Origin of the sequence: Streptococcus loxodontisalivarius (genome assembly GCF_016908645.1) — a bacterium.
Lineage (GTDB): Bacteria > Bacillota > Bacilli > Lactobacillales > Streptococcaceae > Streptococcus > Streptococcus loxodontisalivarius.
This window is the reverse complement of record NZ_JAFBEH010000007.1, coordinates 17,767-44,137: the sequence shown is the minus strand read 5'-3', so window position 1 is coordinate 44,137 and position 26,371 is coordinate 17,767. Positions and strand designations below refer to the sequence as shown.

Annotated in this window: 20 protein-coding genes and 1 other RNA gene; 18 read left to right on the top strand and 3 right to left on the bottom strand. The window is 41.4% G+C overall.

Annotation, left to right across the window (positions count from 1 at the left end):
• Positions 1–13: 13 nt before the first annotated feature.
• The 11 genes from JOC28_RS02650 to pepC all read left to right on the top strand — a co-directional run bounded on the left by JOC28_RS02650 (position 14) and on the right by pepC (position 15,329).
• On the top strand, positions 14–1,966 hold the full coding sequence (locus JOC28_RS02650; protein ID WP_205009096.1) for a DUF1430 domain-containing protein: 1,953 nt from the start codon (positions 14–16) through the stop codon (positions 1,964–1,966).
• Between the two features lies 1 nt (position 1,967).
• Positions 1,968–2,603, top strand: coding sequence for an ATP-binding cassette domain-containing protein (locus tag JOC28_RS02645; protein WP_205009095.1), 636 nt, complete (start codon positions 1,968–1,970; stop codon positions 2,601–2,603).
• 78 nt (positions 2,604–2,681) lie between these two features.
• Entirely contained in the window at positions 2,682–3,836 is a 1,155-nt protein-coding gene (nagA, locus tag JOC28_RS02640) for an N-acetylglucosamine-6-phosphate deacetylase (RefSeq protein ID WP_205009094.1), read from the top strand.
• 404 nt (positions 3,837–4,240) lie between these two features.
• The gene (glyQ, locus tag JOC28_RS02635; protein WP_205009093.1) at positions 4,241–5,158 is read left to right on the top strand and encodes a glycine--tRNA ligase subunit alpha; all 918 of its coding nucleotides are present in this window, start codon (positions 4,241–4,243) and stop codon (positions 5,156–5,158) included.
• 429 nt (positions 5,159–5,587) lie between these two features.
• Positions 5,588–7,624 carry a glycine--tRNA ligase subunit beta gene (gene glyS / locus JOC28_RS02630; RefSeq protein ID WP_205009092.1) on the top strand — a complete coding sequence of 679 codons (2,037 nt, stop codon included), beginning with the start codon at positions 5,588–5,590 and terminating at the stop codon, positions 7,622–7,624.
• 9 nt (positions 7,625–7,633) lie between these two features.
• Complete coding sequence (locus JOC28_RS02625) at positions 7,634–7,891, top strand: DUF896 family protein (RefSeq protein ID WP_016465955.1); 258 nt, start codon at positions 7,634–7,636, stop codon at positions 7,889–7,891.
• Positions 7,892–8,028: 137 nt separating this feature from the next.
• Positions 8,029–9,417 (top strand): amino acid permease, encoded by a 1,389-nt coding sequence (locus JOC28_RS02620; protein ID WP_205009091.1) that lies wholly within the window; start codon positions 8,029–8,031, stop codon positions 9,415–9,417.
• 215 nt (positions 9,418–9,632) lie between these two features.
• The gene (locus tag JOC28_RS02615; RefSeq protein ID WP_205009090.1) at positions 9,633–11,087 is read left to right on the top strand and encodes a nicotinate phosphoribosyltransferase; all 1,455 of its coding nucleotides are present in this window, start codon (positions 9,633–9,635) and stop codon (positions 11,085–11,087) included.
• A 9-nt stretch (positions 11,088–11,096) separates the two neighbouring features.
• Complete coding sequence (nadE, locus tag JOC28_RS02610) at positions 11,097–11,921, top strand: ammonia-dependent NAD(+) synthetase (RefSeq protein ID WP_205009089.1); 825 nt, start codon at positions 11,097–11,099, stop codon at positions 11,919–11,921.
• A gap of 323 nt (positions 11,922–12,244) precedes the next feature.
• The gene (locus tag JOC28_RS02605) at positions 12,245–13,438 is read left to right on the top strand and encodes a glycosyltransferase (RefSeq protein ID WP_205009088.1); all 1,194 of its coding nucleotides are present in this window, start codon (positions 12,245–12,247) and stop codon (positions 13,436–13,438) included.
• 556 nt (positions 13,439–13,994) lie between these two features.
• Entirely contained in the window at positions 13,995–15,329 is a 1,335-nt protein-coding gene (pepC, locus tag JOC28_RS02600) for an aminopeptidase C (protein ID WP_205009087.1), read from the top strand.
• Positions 15,330–15,729: 400 nt separating this feature from the next.
• On the opposite strand, the gene pbp1a is transcribed toward pepC, so the two are convergent.
• Together pbp1a and recU are read right to left on the bottom strand one after the other, a co-directional pair.
• A complete protein-coding gene (gene pbp1a, locus JOC28_RS02595; RefSeq protein ID WP_205009086.1) occupies positions 15,730–17,910 on the bottom strand; it encodes a penicillin-binding protein PBP1A in 2,181 nt (726 codons plus the stop codon).
• Complete coding sequence (recU, locus tag JOC28_RS02590; protein ID WP_205009085.1) at positions 17,907–18,503, bottom strand: Holliday junction resolvase RecU; 597 nt, start codon at positions 18,501–18,503, stop codon at positions 17,907–17,909. Before recU ends, pbp1a begins: the two co-directional genes overlap by 4 nt.
• A gap of 75 nt (positions 18,504–18,578) precedes the next feature.
• On the opposite strand from recU, the gene JOC28_RS02585 reads away from it, so the two are divergent.
• From JOC28_RS02585 to JOC28_RS02565, 5 genes are all read left to right on the top strand, one after another.
• Positions 18,579–19,094, top strand: coding sequence for an SLOG family protein (locus tag JOC28_RS02585; RefSeq protein ID WP_205009084.1), 516 nt, complete (start codon positions 18,579–18,581; stop codon positions 19,092–19,094).
• Between the two features lie 103 nt (positions 19,095–19,197).
• On the top strand, positions 19,198–19,530 hold the full coding sequence (gene gpsB / locus JOC28_RS02580; RefSeq protein ID WP_205009083.1) for a cell division regulator GpsB: 333 nt from the start codon (positions 19,198–19,200) through the stop codon (positions 19,528–19,530).
• Positions 19,531–19,543: 13 nt separating this feature from the next.
• Positions 19,544–19,916: RNase P RNA component class B (rnpB, locus tag JOC28_RS02575), an RNA gene on the top strand.
• Positions 19,917–20,069: 153 nt separating this feature from the next.
• Entirely contained in the window at positions 20,070–21,227 is a 1,158-nt protein-coding gene (locus tag JOC28_RS02570; RefSeq protein WP_205009082.1) for a THUMP domain-containing class I SAM-dependent RNA methyltransferase, read from the top strand.
• A 12-nt stretch (positions 21,228–21,239) separates the two neighbouring features.
• Positions 21,240–22,730, top strand: coding sequence for a cell division site-positioning protein MapZ family protein (locus JOC28_RS02565; protein WP_239548818.1), 1,491 nt, complete (start codon positions 21,240–21,242; stop codon positions 22,728–22,730).
• 477 nt (positions 22,731–23,207) lie between these two features.
• Here the strand turns inward: JOC28_RS02565 and JOC28_RS02560 are convergent, their stop codons facing one another.
• Positions 23,208–23,690: an S-ribosylhomocysteine lyase gene (locus tag JOC28_RS02560; protein WP_205009081.1), complete on the bottom strand. Its 483-nt coding sequence runs from the start codon at positions 23,688–23,690 to the stop codon at positions 23,208–23,210.
• Positions 23,691–23,834: 144 nt separating this feature from the next.
• Here JOC28_RS02560 and JOC28_RS02555 point away from each other — a divergent pair, with 144 nt between their 5' ends.
• Together JOC28_RS02555 and gmk are read left to right on the top strand one after the other, a co-directional pair.
• Positions 23,835–25,445, top strand: coding sequence for a ribonuclease Y (locus JOC28_RS02555; RefSeq protein ID WP_205009080.1), 1,611 nt, complete (start codon positions 23,835–23,837; stop codon positions 25,443–25,445).
• Positions 25,446–25,735: 290 nt separating this feature from the next.
• Positions 25,736–26,350, top strand: coding sequence for a guanylate kinase (gene gmk / locus JOC28_RS02550; protein ID WP_205009079.1), 615 nt, complete (start codon positions 25,736–25,738; stop codon positions 26,348–26,350).
• Positions 26,351–26,371: the final 21 nt, after the last annotated feature.

The window sequence follows — 26,371 nt, the reverse complement described above, 5'->3', positions numbered from 1 at the left end:
AGGAGGTATTGTTATGTGGTCTAAAATGAAGCAACTTGTTTTGTTAATAACTTTTTTTGTAGTGACACTTTATTCGGTAACTCTTATTTATCGGTATCAGAATCAAATATTTGCTAATGGAAAAGATGTAATCGTCGTTACAGAATCAACAACAACACTCTTATCAGATTTAGAGACCATTGCTGAAGACAATCATCTTGTCTTTGCTAAGCAAATCATGGTCGCTAGTACAGACGGAAAAAGCGATAATCAACCAAGCTTTTACAAAATTGGACAAGGAAATATACCTAGTAATTTTAAACTGCAAAAGAACCAGAAGATTATTGAAAACAGTTCCAATAACGTCCTTTACTTCGTATTTGGTAAGTCAGTTAATGTAAAAAAGATCACCAGTCAGCTCAATCAAAAAGGGCATCAAGTGGCTATTTATGATAATAACTGGCTTTTTCAAATCATTTTATCAATTTTTGATCCCGATATTTTTTTAGGATTTTTATTATTACTAATGACTCTTCTTATTGTCAGTCTGTCCATTGGAGTTTCCAACTTGAAGAAAGCAGGCCTACAACGCTTATCAGGATTATCAAAATCTCAAATTGCGTTTGGTCATTTCAAAAATGAGTCTTTATACCATATTTTTCTAACTCTGCTGAGTCTAGCGGTAGGAGAAGCTTTGCTTTATTCAAAAAAGCTTACTTCTCTGACCTATGGAGAGATGCTTTTAGTAACACTCTTATTTTGGTTTTTAGTAACAGGTGTGACATTATTCTTAGCAGATTGTCTTATTTGGTTTGTTTTAAGTAAGCAGAGTTTGGAAATGAGTATAAAACATAAAGCACCAATTCGTTTTTTACAAAATTTACTCACACTTTTAGAAGTCATTAGTGTACTGATGGTAATGTTTTCAATATCACGATTTTTGACCAATCAAGGAGAACTTTCACAACTAAACGAGGCATCTTATAATTGGAAAAAGCATGATAATATCTATTCGGCTAGTTTAATGAATGGTGGTACTGATGCAGAGAGTCTTCAAAATTTTTTAAAAGATTTTGCGAGCTCATCTGACTTGATGCTTGTGGGAGATAATCTCAATTTTGCTAAAAGATCACAATATCTTCCAAATGCGAATAGTGATGAAAATGTCTTATTTGTTACACCAAATTTTATTGAAAAATCACAACTAACAATACCGAAAACAGCTCAGGAAAAACTAGGTCATTTGGCTGAAAAAGAATATATGATTCTTGTCCCAGAGTCTCAATCTCAAAATGAAGATGACTTATCAAGTAAATGGAATGACCGTATCAGCGAATATGGTTCGATTGATGTTAGCTATTCATCAGCAGTCTATTCTAAAAAAGAGAAGTTCTTTACCTATCGAATATTTGGGTCATTTGCTATCACAAATACCTCTTTTGCTGAAAATCCGATTATTATCGTTGTCAACTTAGAAACCTTTCAAGCTGCAGATACTTTTAAATTCTATTTTGAGTCGTGGATGAGTAAGCAGCAACTTCTCTTTTCTGATAAGGAAAAGTTTATGTCTCTGGTTTCTAAGTATGACTTGGAGTCATCTGTTGGTTCCCTATTAAATGGTGAAAATGCTCTTCAAACGAGAATGGCTAATTTAAGATTGAAACAGATTTATCTTTTGATTTCAAATCTTATTTCGGTCATGTCCTTGCTCCTTTTGGGAAGTTTATTGAATACTATCTACTTTTATCAAAATCGTAAGAAATTCTTCATCGAGTGGCTCTCAGGTAAGACCTTTCTGCAAACTCATTGGAGACATCTCATTGATCTGGTCTTGATGCTTGGCATATTATCATTTGTCGTGCCAATTTTTTCTCTCCCAATTTTAGTCATGTTAGTGCCGTTTTCCTTTGCCACTTTGGTTATCCTACAATTTTATCTACAATCGAAATTTGTCAAAAGAGATGTTAGTCTTTTAAAGGGGGAATAATATGATTGAACTACAAGAATTATCCAAATCCTTTGATGATAAGTCTATCTTTCAAAATCTTAATCTCAACCTTAAAGCAGGTCAATCTTACGCCCTTATCGGACCATCTGGGAGTGGTAAGACAAGCTTATTAAATATAGTTGGGAAATTGGATAAAGATTATCAAGGAGATATTTTTATCGAAGGAAAAAATTTGAAAACGATTCGTGAAGTTACTTACTTTAGAAATGACCTCAGCTATCTCTTTCAAAACTATGGCTTGATTGATAATGAGTCTGTTTTAGAGAATTTGAGTCTAGCTTTTGTAGGAAAAAAGTTGTCCAAAAAAGAAAAACAGCTTGAAATTAGAAAGGCTCTTAAACGTGTGAAATTGTCTTATCTTGACCTATCACGCAAAATTTATTCCCTTTCTGGTGGGGAAGCTCAGCGTATTGCCTTGGCAAAAGTTATTTTAAAGCGTCCTAAAATTATTTTGGCAGACGAACCGACAGGAGCATTAGATGATGAAAATGCTTTGGAGGTGCTAGACATTTTAAAAAGTCTCTTGAGCGAAGATTCCTATCTACTGGTAGCGACTCACAATCAAGTGGTTTGGGAAGGACTAGATCATGTTATCAATATATCCGATTATAAATGAAAAGGTAGCTAATATACAAAAAAGCTCTTAAGGCGTATAATAAAGCTAATACTTAGTGAGTCTTATGGAGGTAGCTTTATGTACTATGTGAAAGCAGATGCTTTTTTCTATGCCGATCAGGTCAAGCCAGATGGTTATCTGGCTGTTGATAAGGGATTATTTGGTGACTGGACAGAATCGGTAGCCTCGGATGCAGAGGTTGTGGATTATTCAGGTCATCTGATTGCTCCTGGCTTGGTGGATACTCATATTCATGGCTTTGCTGGGCAGGATGTCATGGACAATTCAGCCCAAGGTCTCAAGCAGATGAGTCAAGCTCTGCTATCAACAGGGGTGACCTCCTTTTTACCAACGACATTGACCTCTTCATCTGAGCATCTGAGGGCTGTTTCGGCTACCATTGCTAGCGTCAAGGGGCAGGAGCCAGGTGCTAAGATTCAGGGGATTTATTTTGAGGGACCTTATTTTACAGAGGAGTTTAAGGGAGCTCAAAACCCCATTTACATGAAGGAGCCTAGTCTAGATGAATTTCACTCTTGGCAAATAGCTGCGCAGGGTCTGATTAGGAAAATAGCGCTAGCTCCAGAACGAGAAGGTGTAGCAGACTTCGTCTCTCAACTGACAGAAGAAGGTGTCTATGTGGCGCTGGGCCATTCAAATGCAACCTATAAGCAAGCTAAGGAAGCAGTGCAAGCGGGTGCTTCTATCTGGGTTCACGCCTATAATGGCATGCGTGGTCTGACCCATCGCGAGCCTGGTATGGTTGGTGCAGTTTATAATCTACCAGATACCTATGCGGAGCTGATTTGCGATGGACACCATGTGTCGCCAGTTGCCTGTCAGATTCTCCTCCAGCAGAAATCCAGCGATCAGATTGCTCTCATCACCGACTGTATGGCAGCTGGTGGGCAGCCTGACGGTGATTATATGCTAGGAGAGTTTCCTGTTGTGGTGGCAAATGGCACAGCTCGACTCAAAGAAGGTGGTAATCTAGCAGGCTCTATCCTAGAACTCAAGGATGCGGTCAAAAATATCATCGACTGGGGAATCGCAGACCTAGCTCAGGCTATCAAGATGGCAAGCTATGTTCCAGCTAAATCGCTGGGTCTGGAAAATGACTGTGGACAAATCAAAAAAGGAATGGCAGCTGATTTTATCGTCCTAGACCAAGATGCCAATCTTCAAGCAACCTATCTAGATGGGCAAAAAGTATGGGAGGTAACACATGGTTAGATTTTGGGTGGGAACAGTCTCAAAAAGCCATGTAGATTTAGCTCTTAAAGGAGGTTTATGTGTATCTTTGAAGAGGTGAAGGTGGAGTGATATAAAATCGTTAGACAAAATCCTATTTTTCTGCTATACTATTTGTCAAGAAAGAGGGTCTTTCATCTAGCTACTCTTAGCGAGTCTGGGACAGTGTGAGCCAGATAGTAGGGAGAGAGATTGGAGCTTTCTCGATTTATTGAGGTAAATCTTTACAATTGTTAGTAATGAAGTAATAAATTAGGGTGGAACCGCGTTTGATACGCCCCTATGTCTCTTGGCATGGGTGTGTAGAAGATGTGGTTCTTTTATATTTCCAGCGCCAGCGATTTTATCAAAGATAGTTTACAGCTATCTTATAAAAGGAGTAAAACATGTCAAAAAAACTTACTTTTCAAGAGATAATCTTGACTCTACAACAATATTGGAATGACCAAGGTTGTATGCTTATGCAGGCTTACGATAATGAAAAGGGTGCGGGAACAATGAGTCCTTACACTTTCCTTCGTGCTATCGGTCCTGAGCCTTGGAATGCTGCCTATGTTGAGCCATCACGTCGTCCTGCTGATGGTCGTTATGGTGAAAACCCTAACCGTCTTTACCAACACCACCAATTCCAAGTGGTTATGAAACCTTCTCCAAGCAATATTCAAGAGCTTTACCTTGAGTCTTTGGAAAAATTGGGAATCAACCCGCTTGAACATGATATCCGCTTTGTTGAGGATAACTGGGAAAACCCATCAACTGGTTCAGCTGGTCTTGGTTGGGAAGTTTGGCTTGATGGGATGGAAATCACTCAGTTCACTTATTTCCAACAAGTTGGTGGCTTGGCAACAGGTCCTGTAACTTCTGAGGTGACTTACGGTTTGGAACGTTTGGCTTCATACATCCAAGAAGTGGATTCAGTTTATGATATTGAGTGGGCACCTGGTGTTAAATACGGAGAAATCTTCCTTCAACCTGAATACGAACACTCAAAATATTCATTTGAAATTTCAGACCAAGACATGCTTTTGGAAAACTTTGAGAAATTTGAAAAAGAAGCAGAGCGTGCTTTGGAAGAAGGACTTGTTCACCCAGCATATGACTATGTTCTCAAATGTTCACACACTTTCAACCTGCTTGATGCCCGTGGAGCTGTCTCAGTAACGGAACGTGCGGGTTACATTGCTCGTATCCGTAACCTTGCCCGTGTCGTAGCTAAAACATTCGTCGCAGAACGTAAAAAACTTGGCTATCCACTTCTTGACGAAGAAACACGCGCAAAATTATTAGCAGAAGACGCAGAATAAGATTTTAAAAACAAATCTAGAACAAAAGCGTCAGCAAAGGGCAAACCAAATGAGCCCTAAATCCCAGCCTGCTGCCATGGTCAAGGTAAGGTTAGCTAAAGCTAACCTTACAGGTCAGTGAAACAGTCCAGTGGACTGTTTCAGGTCGGCAATCGAAAATTAAAATTTGCCGAGAGACTCAAGGCTCCAATTTTAGTAATGAAACGACTTTAGTCGGTTGCTTACGTGCCGACCATTTAAGGCAGGCTGGAAAAGGAAAACAATCTTTTTGAATAAAGGGTCAGGACACAGGCAGTGAACTGTGCATCAAATTGAAAGGAATTGAACACGGGCTAAATGCTTGGAATTTAGATAACTTGCTACTGAAATCAGGATTTCAGGCAAGTTCCTAAAATTCAGTCGCATTGAGACGCCCTTGGTATCTTAATTATGACAAAAAATTTATTAGTAGAACTTGGCTTGGAAGAACTTCCAGCCTACGTGGTCACACCAAGTGAAAAACAATTGGGTGAGCGCTTAGCAACATTTTTGAAAGACAACCGTTTGGATTTTGAAGCGATTCAAACTTTCTCAACACCACGCCGTTTGGCAGTTCGTGTGACTGGTCTTGCAGACCAACAGACAGATTTGACAGAGGATTTCAAAGGTCCTTCTAAGAAAATCGCCTTGGATGCAGATGGCAATTTCTCAAAAGCTGCTCAAGGATTTGTTCGTGGTAAAGGCTTGACAGTTGACGACATCGAATTCCGTGAAATCAAGGGTGAAGAGTACGTTTACGTCACTAAGCATGAAGCTGGTAAGCCTGCTAAGGAAGTACTTGCAGGCATTCCAGAGGTTCTTGCTAGCATGACTTTCCCAGTCAGCATGCACTGGGCTTCTAACAGCTTTGAGTACATCCGTCCAGTCCACACCTTGACTGTCCTCCTAGATGATGAGGCTTTGGACTTAGATTTCTTGGATATTCATTCTGGACGCGTCAGCCGTGGTCACCGTTTCCTTGGTCAGGAAACGGAAATTGCTAGCGCTGATTCTTATGAAGACGATTTGCGCAAGCAATTTGTCATCGCAGATGCCAAAGAACGTGAAGCGCTTATCGTTGAGCAAATCAAGGCAATCGAAAAAGCAGAAAACGTTCAGGTAGAAATCGACGCTGACCTTCTTAACGAAGTCCTCAACTTGGTCGAATACCCAACTGCTTTCATGGGATCTTTCGATACCAAATACCTTGACGTGCCTGAAGAAGTTTTGGTGACGTCAATGAAGAACCACCAACGTTACTTCGTTGTCCGTGACCTTGATGGTAACTTGAAACCAAACTTTATCTCAGTTCGTAATGGTAATGCTGAGCATATCGAGAACGTGGTTAAAGGAAACGAAAAAGTTCTGGTTGCCCGTCTTGAAGACGGTGAGTTTTTCTGGCGTGAAGACCAAAAATTGCAAATCGCAGACCTCGTAGCTAAATTGGCTAACGTGACCTTCCATGAAAAAATCGGTTCACTAGCTCAACACATGAACCGTGCTAAGGTTATTGCTGCCTACCTTGCTCAAAAAGCAGGGCTTTCAGCAGATGAAGCAGCAGCGCTTGACCGTGCAGCAGACATCTACAAATTTGACCTTTTGACTGGTATGGTTGGTGAGTTCGACGAACTTCAAGGGATCATGGGTGAAAAATATGCTCTTCTCGCTGGTGAGAATGCAGCTGTAGCAGCAGCTATCCGTGAACACTACTTGCCAAACTCAGCAGAAGGCGAGCTTCCAGAAACGAAGGTCGGTGCAGCTCTTGCCCTTGCTGACAAGCTGGATACTCTCTTCTCATTCTTCTCGGTTGGGCTTATTCCAAGCGGTTCTAATGACCCTTATGCCCTTCGCCGTGCTACTCAAGGTATCGTGCGTATCTTGGACGCTTTCGGTTGGAACATTCCTATGAATGAGCTTGTGGACGATATCTATGCCCTTAACTTTGACAGCCTAACTTATGACAACAAGGCTGAGGTCATTAACTTTATCAAGGCGCGTGTTGATAAGATGATGGGCAAAACACCTAAAGACATCAAGGAAGCTGTCCTTGCAGGATCAACCTTTGTTGTGCCTGACATGTTGGCAGCAGCTAGCGCTCTCCTTGAAGCAAGTAAGACTGACAGCTACAAGCCTGCAGTTGAGAGTCTCTCACGTGTCTTCAACCTTGCTGAAAAAGCTGACGCTATTGTGGCGATTGACAGCTCACTCTTTGAAAACGAGCAAGAGAAGCTGCTGGCAAAAGCAACTGATGAATTAGTCTTGACAGGAAGTGCAAGCGACAAATTAGCTCAGCTATTTGCCCTAAGCCCAGTTATCAATGACTTCTTTGACAACACAATGGTTATGGCAGAAGATCAAGCAGTGAAAAACAACCGCTTGGCTCTGCTTGCTAGCTTGACTGCAAAAGCAGATGCTCTTGCCAAATTCAACCTCTTGAATACAAAATAAGGAAAATCTATGACACCAGAAAAAATCGCTCGTATCAACGAGCTTGCTAAAAAGAAAAAGACAGAAGGTTTGACTGCTGAAGAAAAAGTAGAACAAGCCAAATTACGTGAAGAGTACATCGAAGGCTACCGCCGTGCGGTTCGTCACCACGTTGAAGGTATCAAAATTGTTGACGAAGAAGGTAACGATGTCACACCAGAAAAACTGCGCCAAGTCCAACGTGAAAAAGGACTTCACGGTCGTTCACTAGACGATCCAAATTCATAAGTCGCAGATGATTAGAAAAAGGCTGGGACGAAACTCCCAAGCCTTTCTATGTTTATCGTCTGTTTGATAAGATGGGATGAAAAGACTACAATCATGAAAATGTTTTAGGAAGCTATTTTAAGATTGGAGCAACTCTAATGAGTCACAAAAATGAAGAAAATGATCACAAGACCAGCGATAATGGTATGGTCCGTGGTCTACAAAATCGCCATGTTCAGCTGATTGCCATTGCAGGTACGATCGGAACAGGTCTCTTTCTGGGAGCAGGACGTTCAATCAGCTTGACTGGTCCATCTATTATCTTGGTTTACTTGATAACTGGGGTCTTTATGTATTTTATGATGCGTGCCATCGGTGAAATGCTTTATATGGATCCTGATCAACATACCTTCATCAACTTTATTACAAAATATCTAGGTAAGGGCTGGGGTTATTTCTCAGGTTGGTCTTACTGGGTATCACTTATTTTCTTGGGTATGGCAGAAATCACTGCTGTTGCAGAATATGTTCAATATTGGTTCCCAGCTTGGCCAGCCTGGTCTATCCAGCTAGTCTTCCTCGTACTTCTTAGCTCTGTAAACCTCATTGCTGTTAAGATCTTCGGTGAAGCAGAGTTCTGGTTTGGGATGATTAAGATCATCACTATTATTGGTTTGATTGCCACAGGTATCTTTATGGTCTTGACCAACTTTGAAACACCAGTTGGACACGCTAGCCTAAACAACATTATCAATGATTTCCAACTCTTCCCTAATGGTTGGGTCAGCTTTGTTATGACCTTCCAGATGGTATTCTTTGCCTATCAGGCTATTGAGTTTGTTGGGATTACGACTTCTGAAACTGCCAACCCACGTGCAGTCTTGCCAAAGGCTATTAAACAGATTCCGATTCGTATCGTTATCTTCTATGTCGGTGCCCTTGTAGCCCTTATGGCTATCCTGCCTTGGCGTGAGCTTCCAGTTGATGCTTCACCATTTGTTATGGTATTCCAATTGGCTGGTGTCAAATGGGCTGCCGCTTTGATCAACTTTGTTGTCTTGACAGCAGCTGCCTCAGCCCTCAATTCGACCCTCTACTCAACAGGTCGTCACCTCTATCAGATTGCTAAGGAATCTGATTCACGCACCATGAGTAAGCTGAAATTGGATCGTCTATCACGCACAGGTGTTCCAAGCCCTGCTATTATCCTATCAGCAATTGTTATTGCGGTCTCAGCGCTAATCAATGTTATTCCAGGTGTTTCAGATGCCTTCTCACTTGTGACGGCATCATCATCTGGTGTCTACATCGCCATCTACACCTTGACTATGATTGCCCACATGCGTTACCGTAAGTCACAAGAATTTATGACTGATGGCTACCTTATGCCAGCCTACAAGATTCTTAATCCAATGACTATTGCCTTCTTTATCTTCGTCTTTGTCTGCCTCTTCCTACAAGAGTCAACCTTTATCGGAGCTATCGGAGCAAGTATCTGGATTGTCCTATTTGGAATTTATAGCCAACTTAAATTCAAAGGTCAATAATCATGAAAATCAGTAGCAGAAAAAATCTGTTGCTGTTTTTTGTCTCGAAAGTCTATATTTGACCTAGCGTTTCTCCTAGTCCTGCTTTTAGCTAAATTATGTTATAATAGTCACAATCATTATTACAAGATGGTTAGACGAGCTAGGCTGTTGAAGTCTTCAACTGGCCTGACAAATATCACTGAGAAGATTCAGCACTATTAAAGGAGTATGTCATGTATAAGGACGACAGTTTGACCCTACATACTGATCTATATCAAATTAACATGATGCAGGTTTATTTTAACCAAGGCATCCACAATAAGAAGGCGGTTTTTGAACTCTATTTCCGTCAGCTTCCTTTTAAAAATGGCTACGCTGTTTTTGCAGGTTTGGAGCGCGTGATTGCTTACTTGGAGCAGTTGCGTTTTTCAGAGACAGACTTGGCTTATTTGAAAGAGCAGGGCTATCCAGAAGATTTCTTAGCCTACTTGGCTGACTTTAAATTGGAACTCAGCATTCGTTCTGCCAAGGAAGGTGATTTGGTCTTTGCCAATGAACCAATTTTACAGGTGGAAGGTCCTCTTGCCCAATGCCAATTGGTTGAAACAGCTCTGCTTAATATCATCAACTATCAGGTTCTAATTGCGACCAAGGCAGCCCGTATCAAGTCGGTTATCGGAGATGAGCCCCTACTTGAATTTGGGACACGCCGTGCGCAGGAAATGGATGCTGCTATTTGGGGAACCCGCGCAGCTGTTATTGGAGGAGCGGATGCGACTTCAAATGTCCGTGCAGGAAAACTCTTTGATATCCCTGTTTCAGGAACGCATGCGCATGCCCTTGTCCAAACCTACGGTAATGACTACGAGGCCTTTAAAGCCTATGCAGCAACTCATAAGGACTGCGTCTTCTTGGTGGATACCTATGATACGCTTAAAATCGGTGTGCCAGCGGCTATCCGTGTGGCTAAGGAGTTGGGGGACCAGATTAACTTCCTTGGTGTGCGTCTTGACTCAGGTGACTTGGCTTATCTGTCTAAGCAGGTCCGCAAGCAACTGGACGATGCAGGTTTTGAAAATGCTCGCATCTACGCTTCAAATGATTTGGATGAAAATACCATTCTCAACCTCAAAATGCAAAAAGCCAAGATTGATGTCTGGGGTGTCGGTACCAAACTAATCACTGCCTATGACCAGCCAGCTCTAGGTGCGGTTTACAAGATTGTCTCTATCGAAGACGACAAGGGACAGATGAAGGACACTATCAAGCTGTCTAACAATGCTGAAAAGGTCTCAACACCTGGTAAGAAGCAGGTTTGGCGCATTACAAGCAATGCCAAGGGCAAGTCAGAAGGTGACTACATCACTTTTTCTGATGTTGATGTTAATAGCCAAGCAGAACTTCACATGTTCCATCCGACTTATACTTACATCAGTAAGACCGTCAAGGATTTCAAGGCTGTGCCCCTCTTGGTTGATATCTATAAAGATGGTCAGCTCATCTATGACCGACCAAGTCTAGCAGCCATTAAAGACTATGCCAAAGAGCAACTCGATGCCCTCTGGAATGAATACAAGCGTGTCCTCAATCCACAAGATTACCCAGTTGACTTGGCTCAAGACGTCTGGGACAACAAGATGGCTCTGATTGACCGTGTTCGCAAGGAAACATACAGCTCAGCTGAATAAGGAGAAAAGATGACTTTACAAGATCAGATTATCAAAGAATTGGGCGTGAAAGCGACCATTGACCCCAAAGAAGAAATTCGTCGCTCGATTGATTTTCTTAAGGAATATATGCTTAAGCACAGCTTTTTGAAGAGCTATGTCTTGGGAATTTCTGGTGGTCAGGATTCCAGTTTGGCAGGCCGCCTTGCCCAGCTTGCTATGGAGGAGCTCCGCGCGGAGACTGGAGATGACAGCTACCGTTTTATCGCTGTCCGTCTTCCATTCGGCGTTCAGGCAGACGAAGACGATGCTCAACGTGCCCTAGCCTTCATTCAGCCAGATGTCAGCCTAGCGGTTAATATCAAGGAAGCTGTCGATGGTCAAGTGGCAGAGCTTGAAAAAGCTGGTATCAGCGTTTCAGACTTTAACAAAGGTAACATCAAGGCTCGCCAACGCATGATTACTCAATATGCTATTGCTGGGGAAAATAGCGGAGCAGTTATCGGAACTGACCATGCTGCTGAGAATTTGACAGGATTCTTTACTAAATTTGGTGACGGCGGAGCAGATATTTTGCCACTCTTCCGTCTCAACAAACGCCAAGGTAAGGCTCTTCTTGCAGAACTAGGAGCAGACCCAGCCCTCTATGAAAAAATCCCAACAGCCGACCTAGAAGAAGACAAACCAGGAATCGCAGACGAAGTAGCCCTAGGAGTAACCTACACCGAAATCGACGACTACCTCGAAGGCAAAACCGTCTCAGAACAAGCACAAACAACCATCGAAAACTGGTGGCACAAAGCAGAACACAAACGCCACCTCCCAATCACAGTCTTTGACGATTTTTGGAAATAAAACAGTCCAGTGGACTGTTTTATCCCGAGCACGAAAACGTGAAAGCGAGGTAAGTCCAGTGGACTGTTTTATCCCGAGCACGAAAATGGGAAAGTGATGTAAGTTCAGTGGAGCTAAAGGTGTCTCCCAGCTACTTTTACTATCCCGAGCATGAAAACGGGAAAGCGAGGTAAGTCCAGTGGAGCTTAAGGTGTCTCTCAGCTACTTTTACTGTTTTAATCTGAAAATCTAGTAGCTAGAGTTTCAGATAGACTTGCTAGATGATTTGCTTGAGACAAGTTTTGTTTAAGGACTTCCAAAATGAGTAATGGATTGAGAAGATTATGACTAAAAATGTTTTTGTACTTGCAGGTGACTACGCCTATATCAGATATATTGAGACGACCTTGAAGTCCTTGTTGCTTCATAATCCTAATAGTAAGGTCTATATTTTCAATCAAGATATTCCTCAAGAGTGGTTTCGTAATATCAGAAAGCGCTGCGGGGCAGATTATTTAGACTTGGTTGATATCAAGCTATTTGACGATTTCTTATCTGCCAGTCTATCGCAGACTACAAATGGGCATATTAACTATATGACCTTTGCCAGATATTTTATTCCTCAGTATGTTTCAGAAGATCTCTTGGTTTATTTGGATAGTGATATGATTGTGACAGGGAGCTTGTCTCACTTATTTGATATTAATTTGGGTGATCATTATCTAGCGGCTGCTAGTGATTTTGAGGCTAATTTTAATGCTGGTTTTCTGCTGATCAATAACCGCCTTTGGAGAGAAGCAGGGCTAAAAGATATTCTGATTGATTATACTTTGGAGCACTTGTCAACCCTGACAGTGGGTGATCAGGAGGTCTTGAATCATATTGTTGGAGAGAGATTCTTGCAATTGGAGGAGACTTATAATTTTAAAATCGGTCTGGATACTTTTGTAAGTGAATCTGATCAATTTTTGGAAAAATTACCCAACCATCCACTTCATCAACTTCCTTTAGTTCTTCATTATCTTTCTTATGATAAACCTTGGAATATCACTTCCAGAGGACGCTTGAGAGAGGTCTGGTGGCACTACCATAACTTGGAGTGGTCCGAGATAGTTTCTACTTGGAAAGTCTTGCCTACTAGCATTGGAAAACCTTCTAAGAATCTCTTTATTCTGACGGATTCTTGTTGGATTGAACAACTGGATTATCTGATAGAGAACTTGCCAGATTGGCATTTTCATATCGCTGCTTTTACAACAGTAGCACCAGTTCTCTTAGCTAAAATGGCCAATGAAAATGTGACGGTTTATCCAAATATCATCAGACAGACCACACTTGCAGGACTTTTGTCAGAGGCTGATATCTATCTTGATATCAATCATGAACGAAAATTTGATGATATCTTACAAGAGTGGAAGAAGACTGCTAAGCCGATTCTATCCTTTGATAATACCAATCACAGTCAGGTAGACACGCTTGTTTTTCCAACGTCTCAGCCAGAACAGATGGTAGACTATATCAGACAATACAAGTCATAAGAGAAAAAACGATATAGGATTGGAAGATAACTTCTTATTGATGGAAGTTCATCTTCCAATCTTTTTATGAGAAATTAACAGAAAATTGTGTCAACTCTTGAAATCCTTTTCAGAAAGGTTATAATAGATTTAGATTATTTGAACACGCCCTGAACATTGTGTCAAAAAGATAAACTTTCTTGTGTTTAGCAACACAGCGTCAGTTTCCTATTTTGACTTTATGTTCTACGGGCTTTGTATCATCTTATTTGAACACTGTGCGAAAAAGATGAATCTCCTTGTGTGCAAGCACACAGCGTTTTTCTGCGTCGTAGGCATCTGGTGCTAAAGCACCTAGTCGCCCTGACGTGGGTGCGTCTACGAAATCAAAGATTTCGGACTTACCGTATATTTTCACTTTGCGTTTTACGGCTTTTGTATCATGCTATTTGAACACGGGCTAAAAGGCTAGTGAAAAAGATGAGCTGGCTAGAAAATCAGGATTTTCTGCCATCTCCCTATTTTCAAACGCCTTTCTTAACGCCCTTTGTATCATTTTATTTGAAAGGAAATTATTATGTCTCAACTTAGTCAAGAATTTACAGATAAACTGTTTGCGGCTTATGAAGCCAATGCTAAATACCGTGCAGTTGAAAATGCAGTAACTCATAATGGTCTTTTGAAATCCTTGGAGACACGCCAGTCTGCCATTGACAATGACTATGTTTTCTCAATTGATTTGACCAAAGATGAGGTCTCAAATCAGAAAGCATCTGGGCGTTGCTGGATGTTTGCGGCTCTTAATACCTTCCGCCACAAATTGATTTCAGACTTCAAATTGGAAAATTTTGAATTGTCACAAGCCCACACTTTCTTCTGGGACAAGTATGAAAAATCAAACTGGTTCTTGGAACAAATCATTGCCACAGCAGATGAGGAAACAAGTAGCCGTAAGGTGAAATTCCTCCTCGACACGCCACAACAAGATGGTGGACAATGGGACATGGTTGTTGCCCTCTTTGAAAAATACGGTGTTGTTCCAAAATCAGTCTATCCTGAATCAATCTCATCAAGCGCCAGCCGTGAGCTCAATCAGTATTTGAATAAATTGTTGCGTCAGGATGCTCAAATCCTTCGTGACGAGATTGCTAAGGGAGCTGATGCCAATGCTGTTCAAGCTAAAAAAGAAGAACTCTTGCAAGATATCTTCAACTTCCTTGCAGTAAACCTAGGCTTGCCACCACGTCAGTTTGACTTTGCCTACCGTGACAAGGACAATAACTACCAAACAGAAAAAAGCATCACACCTCAAGCCTTCTTTGATAAGTATGTCGGACTCAAACTCTCTGACTATGTATCTGTTATCAATGCACCAACAGCAGATAAGCCCTACGGCAAGTCTTACACGGTAGAGTTGCTTGGAAATGTCGTTGGCAGCCCAGCTGTTCGCTACATCAACCTTGATATGGAGCGTTTCAAAGAGCTTGCTATTGCTCAGATGCAGGCTGGTGAGACTGTCTGGTTTGGTTCTGATGTCGGTCAATCAAGCGACCGTCAGACTGGTATCATGGCGACAAATACCTACGACTTTGAGACAGCCCTCGACATCAACTTTACTCAGGACAAGGCAGGACGTCTGGATTACAGCGAGAGCCTTATGACTCACGCTATGGTTTTGACAGGGGTTGATTTGGATGAAAATGGCAAAGCTATCAAATGGAAAGTTGAAAACTCTTGGGGAGACAAGGTTGGTCAGAAAGGTTACTTCGTTGCCTCTGACGCTTGGATGGATGAGTACACCTACCAGATTGTCGTCCGTAAAGAATTCTTGACAGCAGAAGAGCTAGCAGCCTATGAAGCAGAGCCACAAGTCCTTGCACCATGGGATCCAATGGGAGCCTTGGCTAAATAAGCTAGTAAGCAAAGATTTTAAAAAGTTAGAGAGATTTCTCTAGCTTTTTTATTATGAAGACAAGCAAAAACCGTTTGGATTTCTCCAAACGGTTTCAGAATGTAGACAAACCTAGTTTACAATAAAATTTAAAACTAAAGCTCTGCTTACTTAAAATAAATTTTCCGATTTCATGCGAGCGTTAGCGAGCACCCAAAAGATACTTCCGCCGTGATGATAGTATAAGAAATGTTTTTATATAGGCATTTCTTATACTCGGAATGTTTGAGACATGAGGCTCGAACATTAGTCATGGAATTCCGCAGGAAGTCGCTGACGTCCGACATCACTTAAGGAAAGTATCGAAAAAAGACTTTGTCTTCAACCAGAAACCGTTTGGAGAAATCCAAACGGTTTTTAATTATGCTGCACTGTCTGTGCTTGAAGAGTTATCTGTATCGCTCTCACTGTTTGAGTTAGAGCTAGATGATTGGCTGCTGCTTGATTCTTCTGAGCTAGATTCTTGGTATGAAGAGCTAGTTTCTTCTGAACTTGACTCTTCAGTTGTTTCACTACTTGAATAGCTGTAGTAGCTGCTATTTCTAGAGCTTGAAGAAGATCTAGCGCTACCAAGGTAGACATAAGATCCGCTGCGGTAAACACCGTCAGGCATTGTCCAATCAGTGCTACCACTTCCGTACATAGTGTTGAGGTAGCCACTCATTTGTGAGTAAACTTCAGCAGCGATGTTGAGGTTGTCTCCGTAGATAGGTGTTAGACGGTTTGAGTAACCAGTCCAGACAGCCATAGCATACTGAGTTGTGTAACCAACAAAGGTTTCATCAGGTGCCATTGTACCAACAGAGCTACTGTAGATACCTGTTTCTGCTTCGATTTGAGCAAGTTCGTCATCTGAATAGTTTGACGTACCAGTCTTACCAGCATTGTAAGGAGCTCCTGAAACAGCGGCGTAAGTACCTGTACCAGATGTCAGAACGGTTTTCATCATATCTGTCATCATGTAGGCTGTTGTTTCAGACATGGCTTGAGTGCTAGTAGCTGAGAAGTCTTGTGACGTACCATCACTAAATTCAACCTTGTTAATGTACATAGGCTCGTAATAAGTACCACCATTAGCGAATGCAGCATAGGCAGCTGCCATTTTTTCACTACTTGCACCATATTTTTGATCTGCACTAGATGTAGAACTTGAGATGGCATTTGAGTAGTACATTTCAGGATAATCGATTCCTAGTTTGTTAAGGAAGCTGAGTGATGTATCCAAACCAACCGCTTCAAGAGCTCGAACGGCTGGGATATTACGTGATTGTTGAAGAGCATAAGTTAGGGTGATGTTACCGTAGTATTGACGGTCCCAGTCATAGACTGGAGTAGAAGTACCAGGATAGTTATAGGCGGTATCCTTAACGGTATCAGCGGTACTTGTATAAACACCATTTTCAATAGCTGGCGCATAGTCTGTGATTGGTTTCATAGTAGAACCAAAGTCACGGTCAGTCAAGACAGCCTGGTTGGTTCCGAGAGAAACATTGCTATCTTGATTTCGACTACCTAGCTGAGCAATGACTTTACCATTTGTAACGTCAACAACAGTTGAAGCAACTTGGAAATCCTCATCTGGGAATGAGACATAAAGTCCACTGTTGTAGATGTCCCAAAGTTGTTGTTGGGCGCTTGTATCTACGTTTGTATAAACTTTAAGTCCTGCAGTGAAGACGTCTTGACCTGTCTTAGTTTGAACTTGCTCAATAACTTGTTTGATGTAGTTATCAAGGTATGGTTCATAACTTGATGTCTCTTCTAGTGTTTGAAGTCCGTCTGTAACAGGTGTTGCGACAGCTGTATTGTACTCGTCTTGAGTGATTTTTTCATCTTCTAGCATTTCAGCTAAGACGGTATCACGACGTTCTTTAGCAGCGTCAGGGTTAGTATAAGGATCGTATTGGGTAGGAGCTTGTGGAATACCAGCCATCAAAGCTACTTGAGCGATTGAAAGATCTTTCAATTCCTTACCGTAGTAAGCTTTAGAAGCTGTCTGCATACCGTAGTATCCATTACCCATGTAAACCTTGTTGATGTAGAAGGTAAGGATTTCTTCTTTGGTATATTCTTGTTCCATTTGCAGAGCCAACCAAACTTCTTGAGCTTTACGCTTCAATGTTTGGTCAGATTCGCTAGTTGAGAAGTAGGCCAACTTGATCAGCTGTTGATCAAGTGTTGACCCCCCTTGGGTGCTATTGCTGATCAGGTTATTCCAGGCCGCACCGAAGATACGATAGATATCAACCCCACGGTGTTGGAAGAAACGTTTGTCCTCGATAGAAGTGACGGCATTTACCAAATTAACTGGAATGCTGTCTGCAGAGACACTTTCACGTTTTTCTGATCCCAAATCGGCAATCAGATTACCTCCGCTATCGTAGATCAGACTTGAATTGGTGGATTCGAGTTTTGATTTTGAGAGTTGAGGGGTGCTACTCACATAGTAGGCAAAGAGTAGCCCACCGGCAATAACACCGATAATGGTTAAGCTTAAAATAGTAATTAGGGAGTATTTTAAGACTTTTGAAAATGTTTTCATTTTTCACCACCTAATAAATTTTTTTCAATAATGTCCAGATAAGGAACCTGAGGATAGGCACCTGCGCCAATCTCAAATCCTCTTTTTTTGATATAATCAAGAGGCATGGACTTGCTGCCCAGATCTTTCTGGTAGAAAGTAATCAAATCAGCAGCCGGCAGGAGATAGGTTTCCTTGAGAGTTGAGAAGTGAAGGAGGACAAAGCAAATACCATCTTGCTCCAGAACATTTGCCATGTGCTCAATCTGGTGAGCGTGGAAATTTTTCATGGGCATGGAAGTCTTTTGTCTGGTTTCCTTGGCTTCAAAGTCAATATAATGTCCCTTGTAAACACCTGAGTAGTCAGTAGTAGAGGCTTGACGAAAATAGGCTTCAACAATCTTAGCGCGGCTTCTTTTCGGATAATCAACCTTTACAATTTGAACAGGCGTCGGTTTTTTGTGAATAACTGCAATCTTGCGTGACAAATAAAAGTCATTTGTCGCATTGATAGCAGATTCAAAGGACATCCCACGGTTAGCAAAATTGACAGTCGCTTCTTTGTTGACAGTCGGTGTTTGCTTACGAATAATACGATGAGGGTATTTTACCATACAAACTCCTAGGGATACTTGTTTATAGAAATAAACAATACTATTATACCATAAAATTAAAAAGGATAACAGATAATGAGTTCTCTACTAATAACAGGCTATAAAAGCTTTGAACTTGGGATTTTTAATGATAAGGATCCTAAGCTCAAAGTCATCAAAAAGGCTATCAGAAAGGATTTGATCCGCTATTTTGAAGAGGGAGTAGACTGGTTGGTTTTTACAGGAAATCTAGGCTTTGAAGTCTGGGCTCTTGAAGTTGCTAAAGACCTAAGAGATGAATATGATTTTTCAATGGCCTGCCTTTTCCTGTTTGAAGATCAAGGACAGTCTTGGAGTGAGGCAAATCAAGAGAAACTTGCACAATTTAAGCAGCTTGATTTTGTTAAATACAGCTACCCTACCTATCAAAATCCGAGTCAATTTAAAACCTATAATCAGTTTTTGATTGAAAATACAGATGGGGCTTATCTTTTCTACGATAATGAGAGCGAAACGCAGCTCAAATACCTCTATCAATTGATGAAAGAAGCAGATTATGACTTACAGGAATTGAGCTTCGAACGCCTCAATGAAATCGCTTCAGAGGACTAGAGAGACAAGTTAAATAGTTGCTTTTTTTAAAATATTCATGTATCATATTGAATGATGGGATTTTTATAAATCTATAGAAACGATAAGTATGGAGAGTGCAGCGATGGCAGACATTTTATTTAGTCCAAAAGATATTTTTGAACAAGAATTTAAGACGAGCATGAGAGGCTACGACAAAAAAGAAGTTGACGAGTTTCTCGATGACATCATCAAAGACTATGAGTCATACATTGCGACAATCGAAAAACTTCGCGAAGAAAATGCTAGCTTGAAAGAAAAACTCAAGACAGCATCATCAGCACCAAAGGCTGCTAGTGCACCAGTTGCACCAGCAAGTCCTCAACAACGTGTCGTTGAACCAGCTTCAAATTATGATATTTTAAAACGTATCAGCCGTTTGGAAAAAGAAGTCTTCGGTAAACAAATCGTCGAATAAGAAAAATCTTGCAATTTTTGGATAATCGCGTGGTAGACTTCGGTTTGCCATGAGGAAAGTCCATGCTAGCACTGGCTGAGATGCCGGTAGTGATTGTGCTAGGCGAATGCATAAGCCTAGGAAGGTAGCTTTCTACCTTACGGCGAGTAAAAGGGCTAAGTCTTTGGATATGCCTGAATAGCTCTGAAAGTGCCACAGTGACGTAGTTTCTTGGGAAACCAAGAAAGTGGAACGCGGTAAACCCCTCAAGCTAGCAACCCAAACTTTGGTCGGGGCATGGGATGGAAGGAAATGAACGGAAATCCTGACTGGAAACAGTAGACAGATGATTATCGATAGAGGGAGAGACACCTAGCTCCTTCTTGAACAAAACATGGCTTATAGAAAATTGCATATAGGTATGAGGCTGGGATGAAAGTAGTTCCAGCCTCTCATTATATCAAGTGTAAACCATTCCTCTTGTTGCCTACTCAGTTAATGCAAAAAAAAACAAGAGGAATCATTCATCCTAAATAGATTAGAAAACGTAAAAAAGAGAAATGAAACAAGAATTTAACCTTATTGCAACAGCGGCAGCAGGACTTGAGGCAGTCGTTGGTAAAGAAATTCGTAACCTGGGCATTGACTGTCAGGTTGAAAATGGGAAGGTCCGCTTCAAAGGTGACCTAAAAACGATCGCAGAAACCAATCTCTGGCTTCGCTCAGCAGACCGTATCAAGATTGTTGTGGGCACTTTTCCAGCAAGGACCTTTGAAGAACTCTTTCAAGGTGTTTTTGCCTTGGATTGGGAGAACTATCTTCCTCTAGGATCGACCTTCCCTATTTCCAAAGCAAAATGTGTCCGCTCTAAGCTTCACAATGAGCCTAGCGTACAGGCTATTACCAAGAAGGCGGTAGTTAAGAAACTTCAAAAACATTATCACCGTCCTGAGGGTGTGCCTTTGGTTGAAAATGGACCAACTTATAAGATTGAGGTGTCTATTCTCAAAGATCAGGCAACTCTCTTGATTGATACAACAGGTGACAGTCTCTTCAAACGTGGTTACCGTACAGACAAAGGTGGTGCTCCGATTAAGGAAAATATGGCGGCAGCTATTTTACAGTTGAGCAACTGGTATCCTGACAAACCTTTGATTGACCCGACTTGTGGTTCTGGAACTTTCTGTATTGAAGCGGCCATGATTGGTATGAATATTGCTCCTGGCTTTAACCGTGATTTTGCCTTTGAGGCCTGGTCATGGGTTGATAAGGATTTGGTCCAAGCTGTGCGCGATGAGGCAGAAAGTAAGGCAGACTATGATGTTGAACTCGACATTATGGGTTGTGATATCGATGCTCGTATGGTGGAAATCGCTAAGAAAAATGCCGAAGAGGCAGGTCTTGCAGATGTTATCAAATTGAAACAAATGCGTCTTCAAGACTTGAAAACCGATAAAATCAACGGTGTTATCATTTCAAACCCTCCTTATGGGGAGCGACTCTTGGATGACAAAGCCATTGACATTTTGTATAATGAAATGGGGCAAACCTTTGCACCGCTCAAAACCTGGAGCAAGTTTATCTTGACCAGTGATGAACAATTTGAAAGTAAATACGGCAGTCTTGCCGATAAGAAACGCAAACTTTATAACGGAACTTTGCGTGTTGACCTCTATCAATACTTTGGTCAACGCGTCCGCCGTTCAGTCAGCGAATAGGAAGGTCATACGATGACAACTGAAAATGATAATTTAGATTTTGAAAAAGCTAAGGATATGACAGTTGAAGAGGCTGTTAAAAAAAGCGAAGAGCTTAAGGCTGGTATCACAGAAGATGATAGTATCCTTGATAAATATATCAAGCAAAATCGTGAGCAGGTTGAAGCTCAAAAGTTTGAAAATACAGATATTGACTCTTTAGATACGGCTTCTCTTGATAATTTCATCAAGAAACAACGTGAAGAGTTGGCTGCCTCAGGGCTTTTGGAAAATGCTAGCGATGATGTTAAAGAAGTTGCTGAAGAAGTCATTAGCGGTGCCTCAACTGAGTCAGCTAAAGCAGACTTGGAAGAGACTATCGTTGCAGAAACTGCTCTGATCCCAGAAACAGAAAGTAGTCAAGCTGCAGCGGAAACTAATAACGTTAAGGAAGAAACTGAGTCTGAGTCAGCAAGTATTCTATTAGGAGATGCTGAAGACACGCCAGTTTACAAGAATAAAAAAGTCATCTTTGGTTCTTTAGCAGCTATCATTGTTGCAATTTTTGCAGTAGCATTTGGTCTTAATGCTCTTAATAGCTCTAATCAAACAGCAAGTTCTTCATCAAGTAGTTCAGCTTCAAGTTCATCAAGCAGTAGCTCATCAACAAGTGATGCCAAGGCTAATAATGACGCCTTTACAACACTTTATGATAGCTTCTACACTGATTCAAACAAGACAGCTTTGAAAAATAGTAGTTTTTCAAGCCTCTCTGATTTGGAAGCGGCACTTGAAAAGTTGAAAGATACGGATTACTACGATGCTGCTAAGAAGAAATATGATGCTCTAAAGAGTCAAATTGAAGCTATTCAAACAGTCAATGGTCTCTTTGAAGCGGAAGCTATTGTCGATGGAACTTACAATAGTTCAGTCGCTGTTAAGGCGGGAGCAAACTTTGATAGTCTTCCAAGTTCAGTTCTGAATACAGGAAATGCGACGACAGATAGTCTTATTCAAACAGCTATCGCTGGTGGACGCAGCCTTCAAGCAGGTACAGCGACAACAACAGCCGCAGCAAGTTCGCAAGCGGACCAAGCTAGTCAAGCAGCTAGTGACACAACTACTGCAGCGACATCATCAGCAGCTAGTGCTTCAACAGGTTCTGCGACTACGACAACAACACCGTCTGTATCAGCAGCAACTTCTTACGGTATTACAAGCTACGATGTTTCAACTCTTCAACGCGATAAGAGTCGTGTTCCTTACAACGACGCAGCAATCGCAGATTCATCAAACTCAGCTTGGACCTTTGGTGAAGGTGTTCTTGAAAAAATTGTAGCAACATCACAAGCTCGTGGCTACATCACAGGTAATAACTACATTCTTGAACGTGTCAATATCATTAACGGTAACGGCTATTACAACATGTTCAAACCAGATGGAACCTACCTCTTCTCAATCAATGCCAAAACAGGTTACTTTGTCGGAAATGCCGCAGGTAACTCAGATGCTCTTGATTACTAAGAGATTTAAAGAAAAAAAGAGAGTGGGACAAAAATCGGTAATTCCGAAGGAATTCGATTTTGTCAGCAAGTCTTTCTTTTAAGTTGCTGACCTGAAACAGTCTATCCCCAGACTGTTTCACTCCCACCTCCGCACAGTTTCAACAGTTCAGTGAACTGTTGAAAGTTGGAAATAAAGCAAACTAAGTTTGCGTCATTCGTTAGGGCTGTAAGAGTTGATTTATTGACGCTCAAACAGTCCACTGGACTGTTTGAGGTGGGAAATAGAGAAAGCGGAGCTTTCATCCTCTCCACTCAGCAGTGGTTTATTGGTGCTAAAGCACCTAATGAACTGTGCAGGGGACTTTCTAAGCTGGCAAAGCCAGCAAGAAAGGCTCCTAACCCCTGCGCTTTGCAAACTAGATTATAAAAAAGAAGAGGCTAGGACTTTTGTTCCGGCTTCTTCTTTTTGCTATTCAAAGGCAGTTTAGTTACTTACTTAGACGATGTGACGTTCGAAGGCGTTATCTGAAATACCTTGAGAGAGGATGAGTTTAGCCCACTCTTTAGCAGAATGAAGGCTGTGGTCTTTGTAGTTACCGCATGATTCGATTGTTGTTCCAGGAACATCTTCCCAGCTAATGCCATCAGCGATTTCTTGGAGGCTTGATTTGATCACTTTAGCGATTTCAGTAGCGTCTTGTTTGCCCCACATAATCATATGGAAACCTGTACGACAGCCAAATGGTGAACAGTCAATCAAGCCATCGATACGTTGACGAATCAATTTTGCTAGTAGGTGTTCGATGGTGTGAAGCCCTGCTGTATCAATAGAATTCATATTTGGTTGGATGAGGCGGATATCAAAGTTTGTGATGATATCTCCCACAGGTCCAACTTCTTCTGAAATCAGGCGGACGTAAGGTGCTTTGACAATGGTGTGATCAAGTTCGAAACTCTCAACAACAACTTCTTTAGACATAGGATTCTCCTTTTGTTTGCTTTCTTTCTATCATAACATAATTTTGCTTAAAGGCGTCCGATTTTTCATTGTAGAAAGCCTTAACTTATGATAAAATAAAAGGTGATTTTCCAAGTGAAAATTAATTTTTATTGAGGTGAAAACATGTTAAATATCATCATTATTTCGCTTGTTTTTGCACTCATTGGTTTGATTGTTGGTTATGTGGTTATTTCAATCAGATTAAAATCTGCTAAGGAAGCTGCAGAACTAACGCTTTTGAATGCCGAACAAGATGCTGTGACGATCAAAGGAAAGGCTGAATCAGAAGCCTTGACCATTGTCCAAACAGCTGAGAGAGAAAGTAGTGCTCATAAGAAAGAACTGCTTATCGAGGCAAAAGAAGAAGCTAGAAGATATCGCGAAGAGATTGAAAAAGAATTTAAGTCTGAAAAACAAGAATTGAAGCAGATGGAAAGTCGTTTGACAGACCGTGCTTCATCCCTTGACCGAAAAGATGAAAATTTAAGCAATAAGGAAAAACTGCTCAACTCAAAAGAGCAGAGTCTTTCAGATAAATCTAGACATATTGATGAGCGTGAAGAACAGGTTGCAAAACTAGAAGACGAAAAACGTGCCGAATTGGAGCGCGTTGGTGCTATGACGATTGCAGAAGCGCGTGAGGTTATCCTAACGGAGACTGAAAACAATCTGACTCATGAAATCGCAACACGTATCAAGGATGCTGAGCGTGATGTCAAAGATCGCTCAGACAAGATGGCTAAGGACTTGCTAGCTCAGGCTATGCAACGTTTAGCTGGTGATTATGTCACAGAACAAACCATTACCAGTGTTCATCTTCCAGATGATAGTATGAAAGGTCGTATCATCGGTCGTGAGGGACGTAATATTCGTACCCTTGAAAGCTTGACAGGTATCGATGTTATTATCGATGATACTCCTGAGGTTGTAGTGCTTTCAGGTTTTGATCCAATTCGTCGTGAGATTGCTCGCATGACCTTGGAGACCTTGATTTCAGATGGTCGTATCCACCCAGCTCGTATTGAGGAATTGGTTGAAAAGAACCGTCAGGAACTTGACAATCGTATCCGTGAGTATGGTGAGGCAGCGGCTTATGAAATTGGTGCACCAAACCTCCACCCAGATCTAATTAAGATTATGGGACGTTTGCAGTTCCGTACTTCTTACGGTCAAAATGTGCTGCGCCACTCAGTTGAGGTTGGTAAGTTAGCAGGTATTTTGGCTGGTGAATTGGGTGAGAATGTAGCACTTGCTCGTCGTGCAGGTTTCCTTCATGATATGGGGAAAGCCATTGACCGCGAGGTTGAAGGTAGCCACGTTGAGATTGGAACAGAGTTTGCTCGTAAGTACAAGGAGCATCCAGTTGTTGTCAATACCATTGCTAGTCACCACGGAGATGTTGAGCCTGAGTCTGTTATCGCAGTCTTGGTTGCAGCAGCGGATGCCCTTAGTTCAGCCCGTCCAGGAGCTCGTAATGAGTCTATGGAAAACTATATCAAGCGCCTACGCGACTTGGAAGAAATCGCATCTAGCTTTGACGGTGTGCAAAATTGCTTCGCCCTTCAAGCTGGACGTGAAATTCGTATCATGGTTCAACCTGGTAAAGTTAATGATGACCAGGTGACTATCCTTGCTCATAAGGTCCGTGAAAAAATTGAAAACAATCTTGACTACCCAGGAAATATCAAAGTTACCGTTATCCGTGAGATGCGTGCCGTTGATTATGCTAAGTAGTTTATATGCCAAAAGGGGAATTTGACTTGTGTCAGATTTCTTTTTTGTTTTTCAGTGGCTAAAATTTGTCAACCCTATTTGCAAAAGCCTAAGTTTCAGATTATGAAAGAGATTTTCAGTCTAAAAGCTCTATCAGTTAATATTAGCTTATTATAAGGGTGTCTTTATACTAGGGACAAAACCTTACTGAAAAAGAAAGTCTAGTCTTCCTTGAAAAAAAGCCATTTTTTTGCTAAAATGGTTAACAGAAACTTTCTCGCAGTTGAGAGCTAATCATTAAGGAGTGTGACATGTCTGAACGTGGCTTACTAATTGTCTTTTCAGGTCCTTCAGGAGTTGGTAAAGGAACAGTTAGACAGGAAATTTTTTCAACACCAGATCACAAGTTTGAATATTCAGTATCGATGACAACAAGACCCCAACGTCCAGGTGAGGTTGATGGTGTCGATTATTTCTTCCGAACACGTGAAGAATTTGAAGAATTGATTAAAAATGGTCAAATGCTAGAGTATGCCGAGTATGTTGGTAACTACTACGGAACTCCCTTGACTTATGTCAATGAAACCCTTGATAAGGGTATCGATGTCTTTCTTGAAATTGAAGTACAAGGTGCTCTTCAGGTTAAGACAAAGGTTCCTGATGGTGTCTTTATCTTCTTGACGCCACCTGATCTTGATGAATTGAAAGATCGTCTTGTTGGACGCGGTACGGATAGTGAGGAAGTTATTGCTCAACGTATCGAACGTGCCAAAGAAGAGATTGCTCTTATGCGTGAATATGATTATGCTGTGGTTAACGATGAGGTGCCTTTGGCTGCCGAGCGTGTTAAACGTATTATCGAAGCTGAGCATTTCCGTGTAGACCGTGTGATTGGTCGCTACAACGATATGATTAAAGATATGTAGCCAGTAAACAGTTAAGTAGTC

What these genes read in the sequence shown, in the direction of transcription:
- glyS (WP_205009092.1), top strand. Translation starts at nt 5,588, where the DNA reads ATGACAAAAAATTTATTAGTAGAACTTGGCTTGGAAGAACTTCCAGCC.
- glyQ (WP_205009093.1), top strand. Translation starts at nt 4,241, where the DNA reads ATGTCAAAAAAACTTACTTTTCAAGAGATAATCTTGACTCTACAACAA.
- nadE (WP_205009089.1), top strand. Translation starts at nt 11,097, where the DNA reads ATGACTTTACAAGATCAGATTATCAAAGAATTGGGCGTGAAAGCGACC.
- gpsB (WP_205009083.1), top strand. Translation starts at nt 19,198, where the DNA reads ATGGCAGACATTTTATTTAGTCCAAAAGATATTTTTGAACAAGAATTT.
- JOC28_RS02605 (WP_205009088.1), top strand. Translation starts at nt 12,245, where the DNA reads ATGACTAAAAATGTTTTTGTACTTGCAGGTGACTACGCCTATATCAGA.
- JOC28_RS02620 (WP_205009091.1), top strand. Translation starts at nt 8,029, where the DNA reads ATGAGTCACAAAAATGAAGAAAATGATCACAAGACCAGCGATAATGGT.
- JOC28_RS02570 (WP_205009082.1), top strand. Translation starts at nt 20,070, where the DNA reads ATGAAACAAGAATTTAACCTTATTGCAACAGCGGCAGCAGGACTTGAG.
- recU (WP_205009085.1), bottom strand. Translation starts at nt 18,503, where the DNA reads ATGGTAAAATACCCTCATCGTATTATTCGTAAGCAAACACCGACTGTC.
- JOC28_RS02565 (WP_239548818.1), top strand. Translation starts at nt 21,240, where the DNA reads ATGACAACTGAAAATGATAATTTAGATTTTGAAAAAGCTAAGGATATG.
- JOC28_RS02555 (WP_205009080.1), top strand. Translation starts at nt 23,835, where the DNA reads ATGTTAAATATCATCATTATTTCGCTTGTTTTTGCACTCATTGGTTTG.
- JOC28_RS02615 (WP_205009090.1), top strand. Translation starts at nt 9,633, where the DNA reads ATGTATAAGGACGACAGTTTGACCCTACATACTGATCTATATCAAATT.
- JOC28_RS02585 (WP_205009084.1), top strand. Translation starts at nt 18,579, where the DNA reads ATGAGTTCTCTACTAATAACAGGCTATAAAAGCTTTGAACTTGGGATT.
- JOC28_RS02645 (WP_205009095.1), top strand. Translation starts at nt 1,968, where the DNA reads ATGATTGAACTACAAGAATTATCCAAATCCTTTGATGATAAGTCTATC.
- JOC28_RS02625 (WP_016465955.1), top strand. Translation starts at nt 7,634, where the DNA reads ATGACACCAGAAAAAATCGCTCGTATCAACGAGCTTGCTAAAAAGAAA.
- pbp1a (WP_205009086.1), bottom strand. Translation starts at nt 17,910, where the DNA reads ATGAAAACATTTTCAAAAGTCTTAAAATACTCCCTAATTACTATTTTA.
- pepC (WP_205009087.1), top strand. Translation starts at nt 13,995, where the DNA reads ATGTCTCAACTTAGTCAAGAATTTACAGATAAACTGTTTGCGGCTTAT.
- gmk (WP_205009079.1), top strand. Translation starts at nt 25,736, where the DNA reads ATGTCTGAACGTGGCTTACTAATTGTCTTTTCAGGTCCTTCAGGAGTT.
- nagA (WP_205009094.1), top strand. Translation starts at nt 2,682, where the DNA reads ATGTACTATGTGAAAGCAGATGCTTTTTTCTATGCCGATCAGGTCAAG.
- JOC28_RS02560 (WP_205009081.1), bottom strand. Translation starts at nt 23,690, where the DNA reads ATGTCTAAAGAAGTTGTTGTTGAGAGTTTCGAACTTGATCACACCATT.
- JOC28_RS02650 (WP_205009096.1), top strand. Translation starts at nt 14, where the DNA reads ATGTGGTCTAAAATGAAGCAACTTGTTTTGTTAATAACTTTTTTTGTA.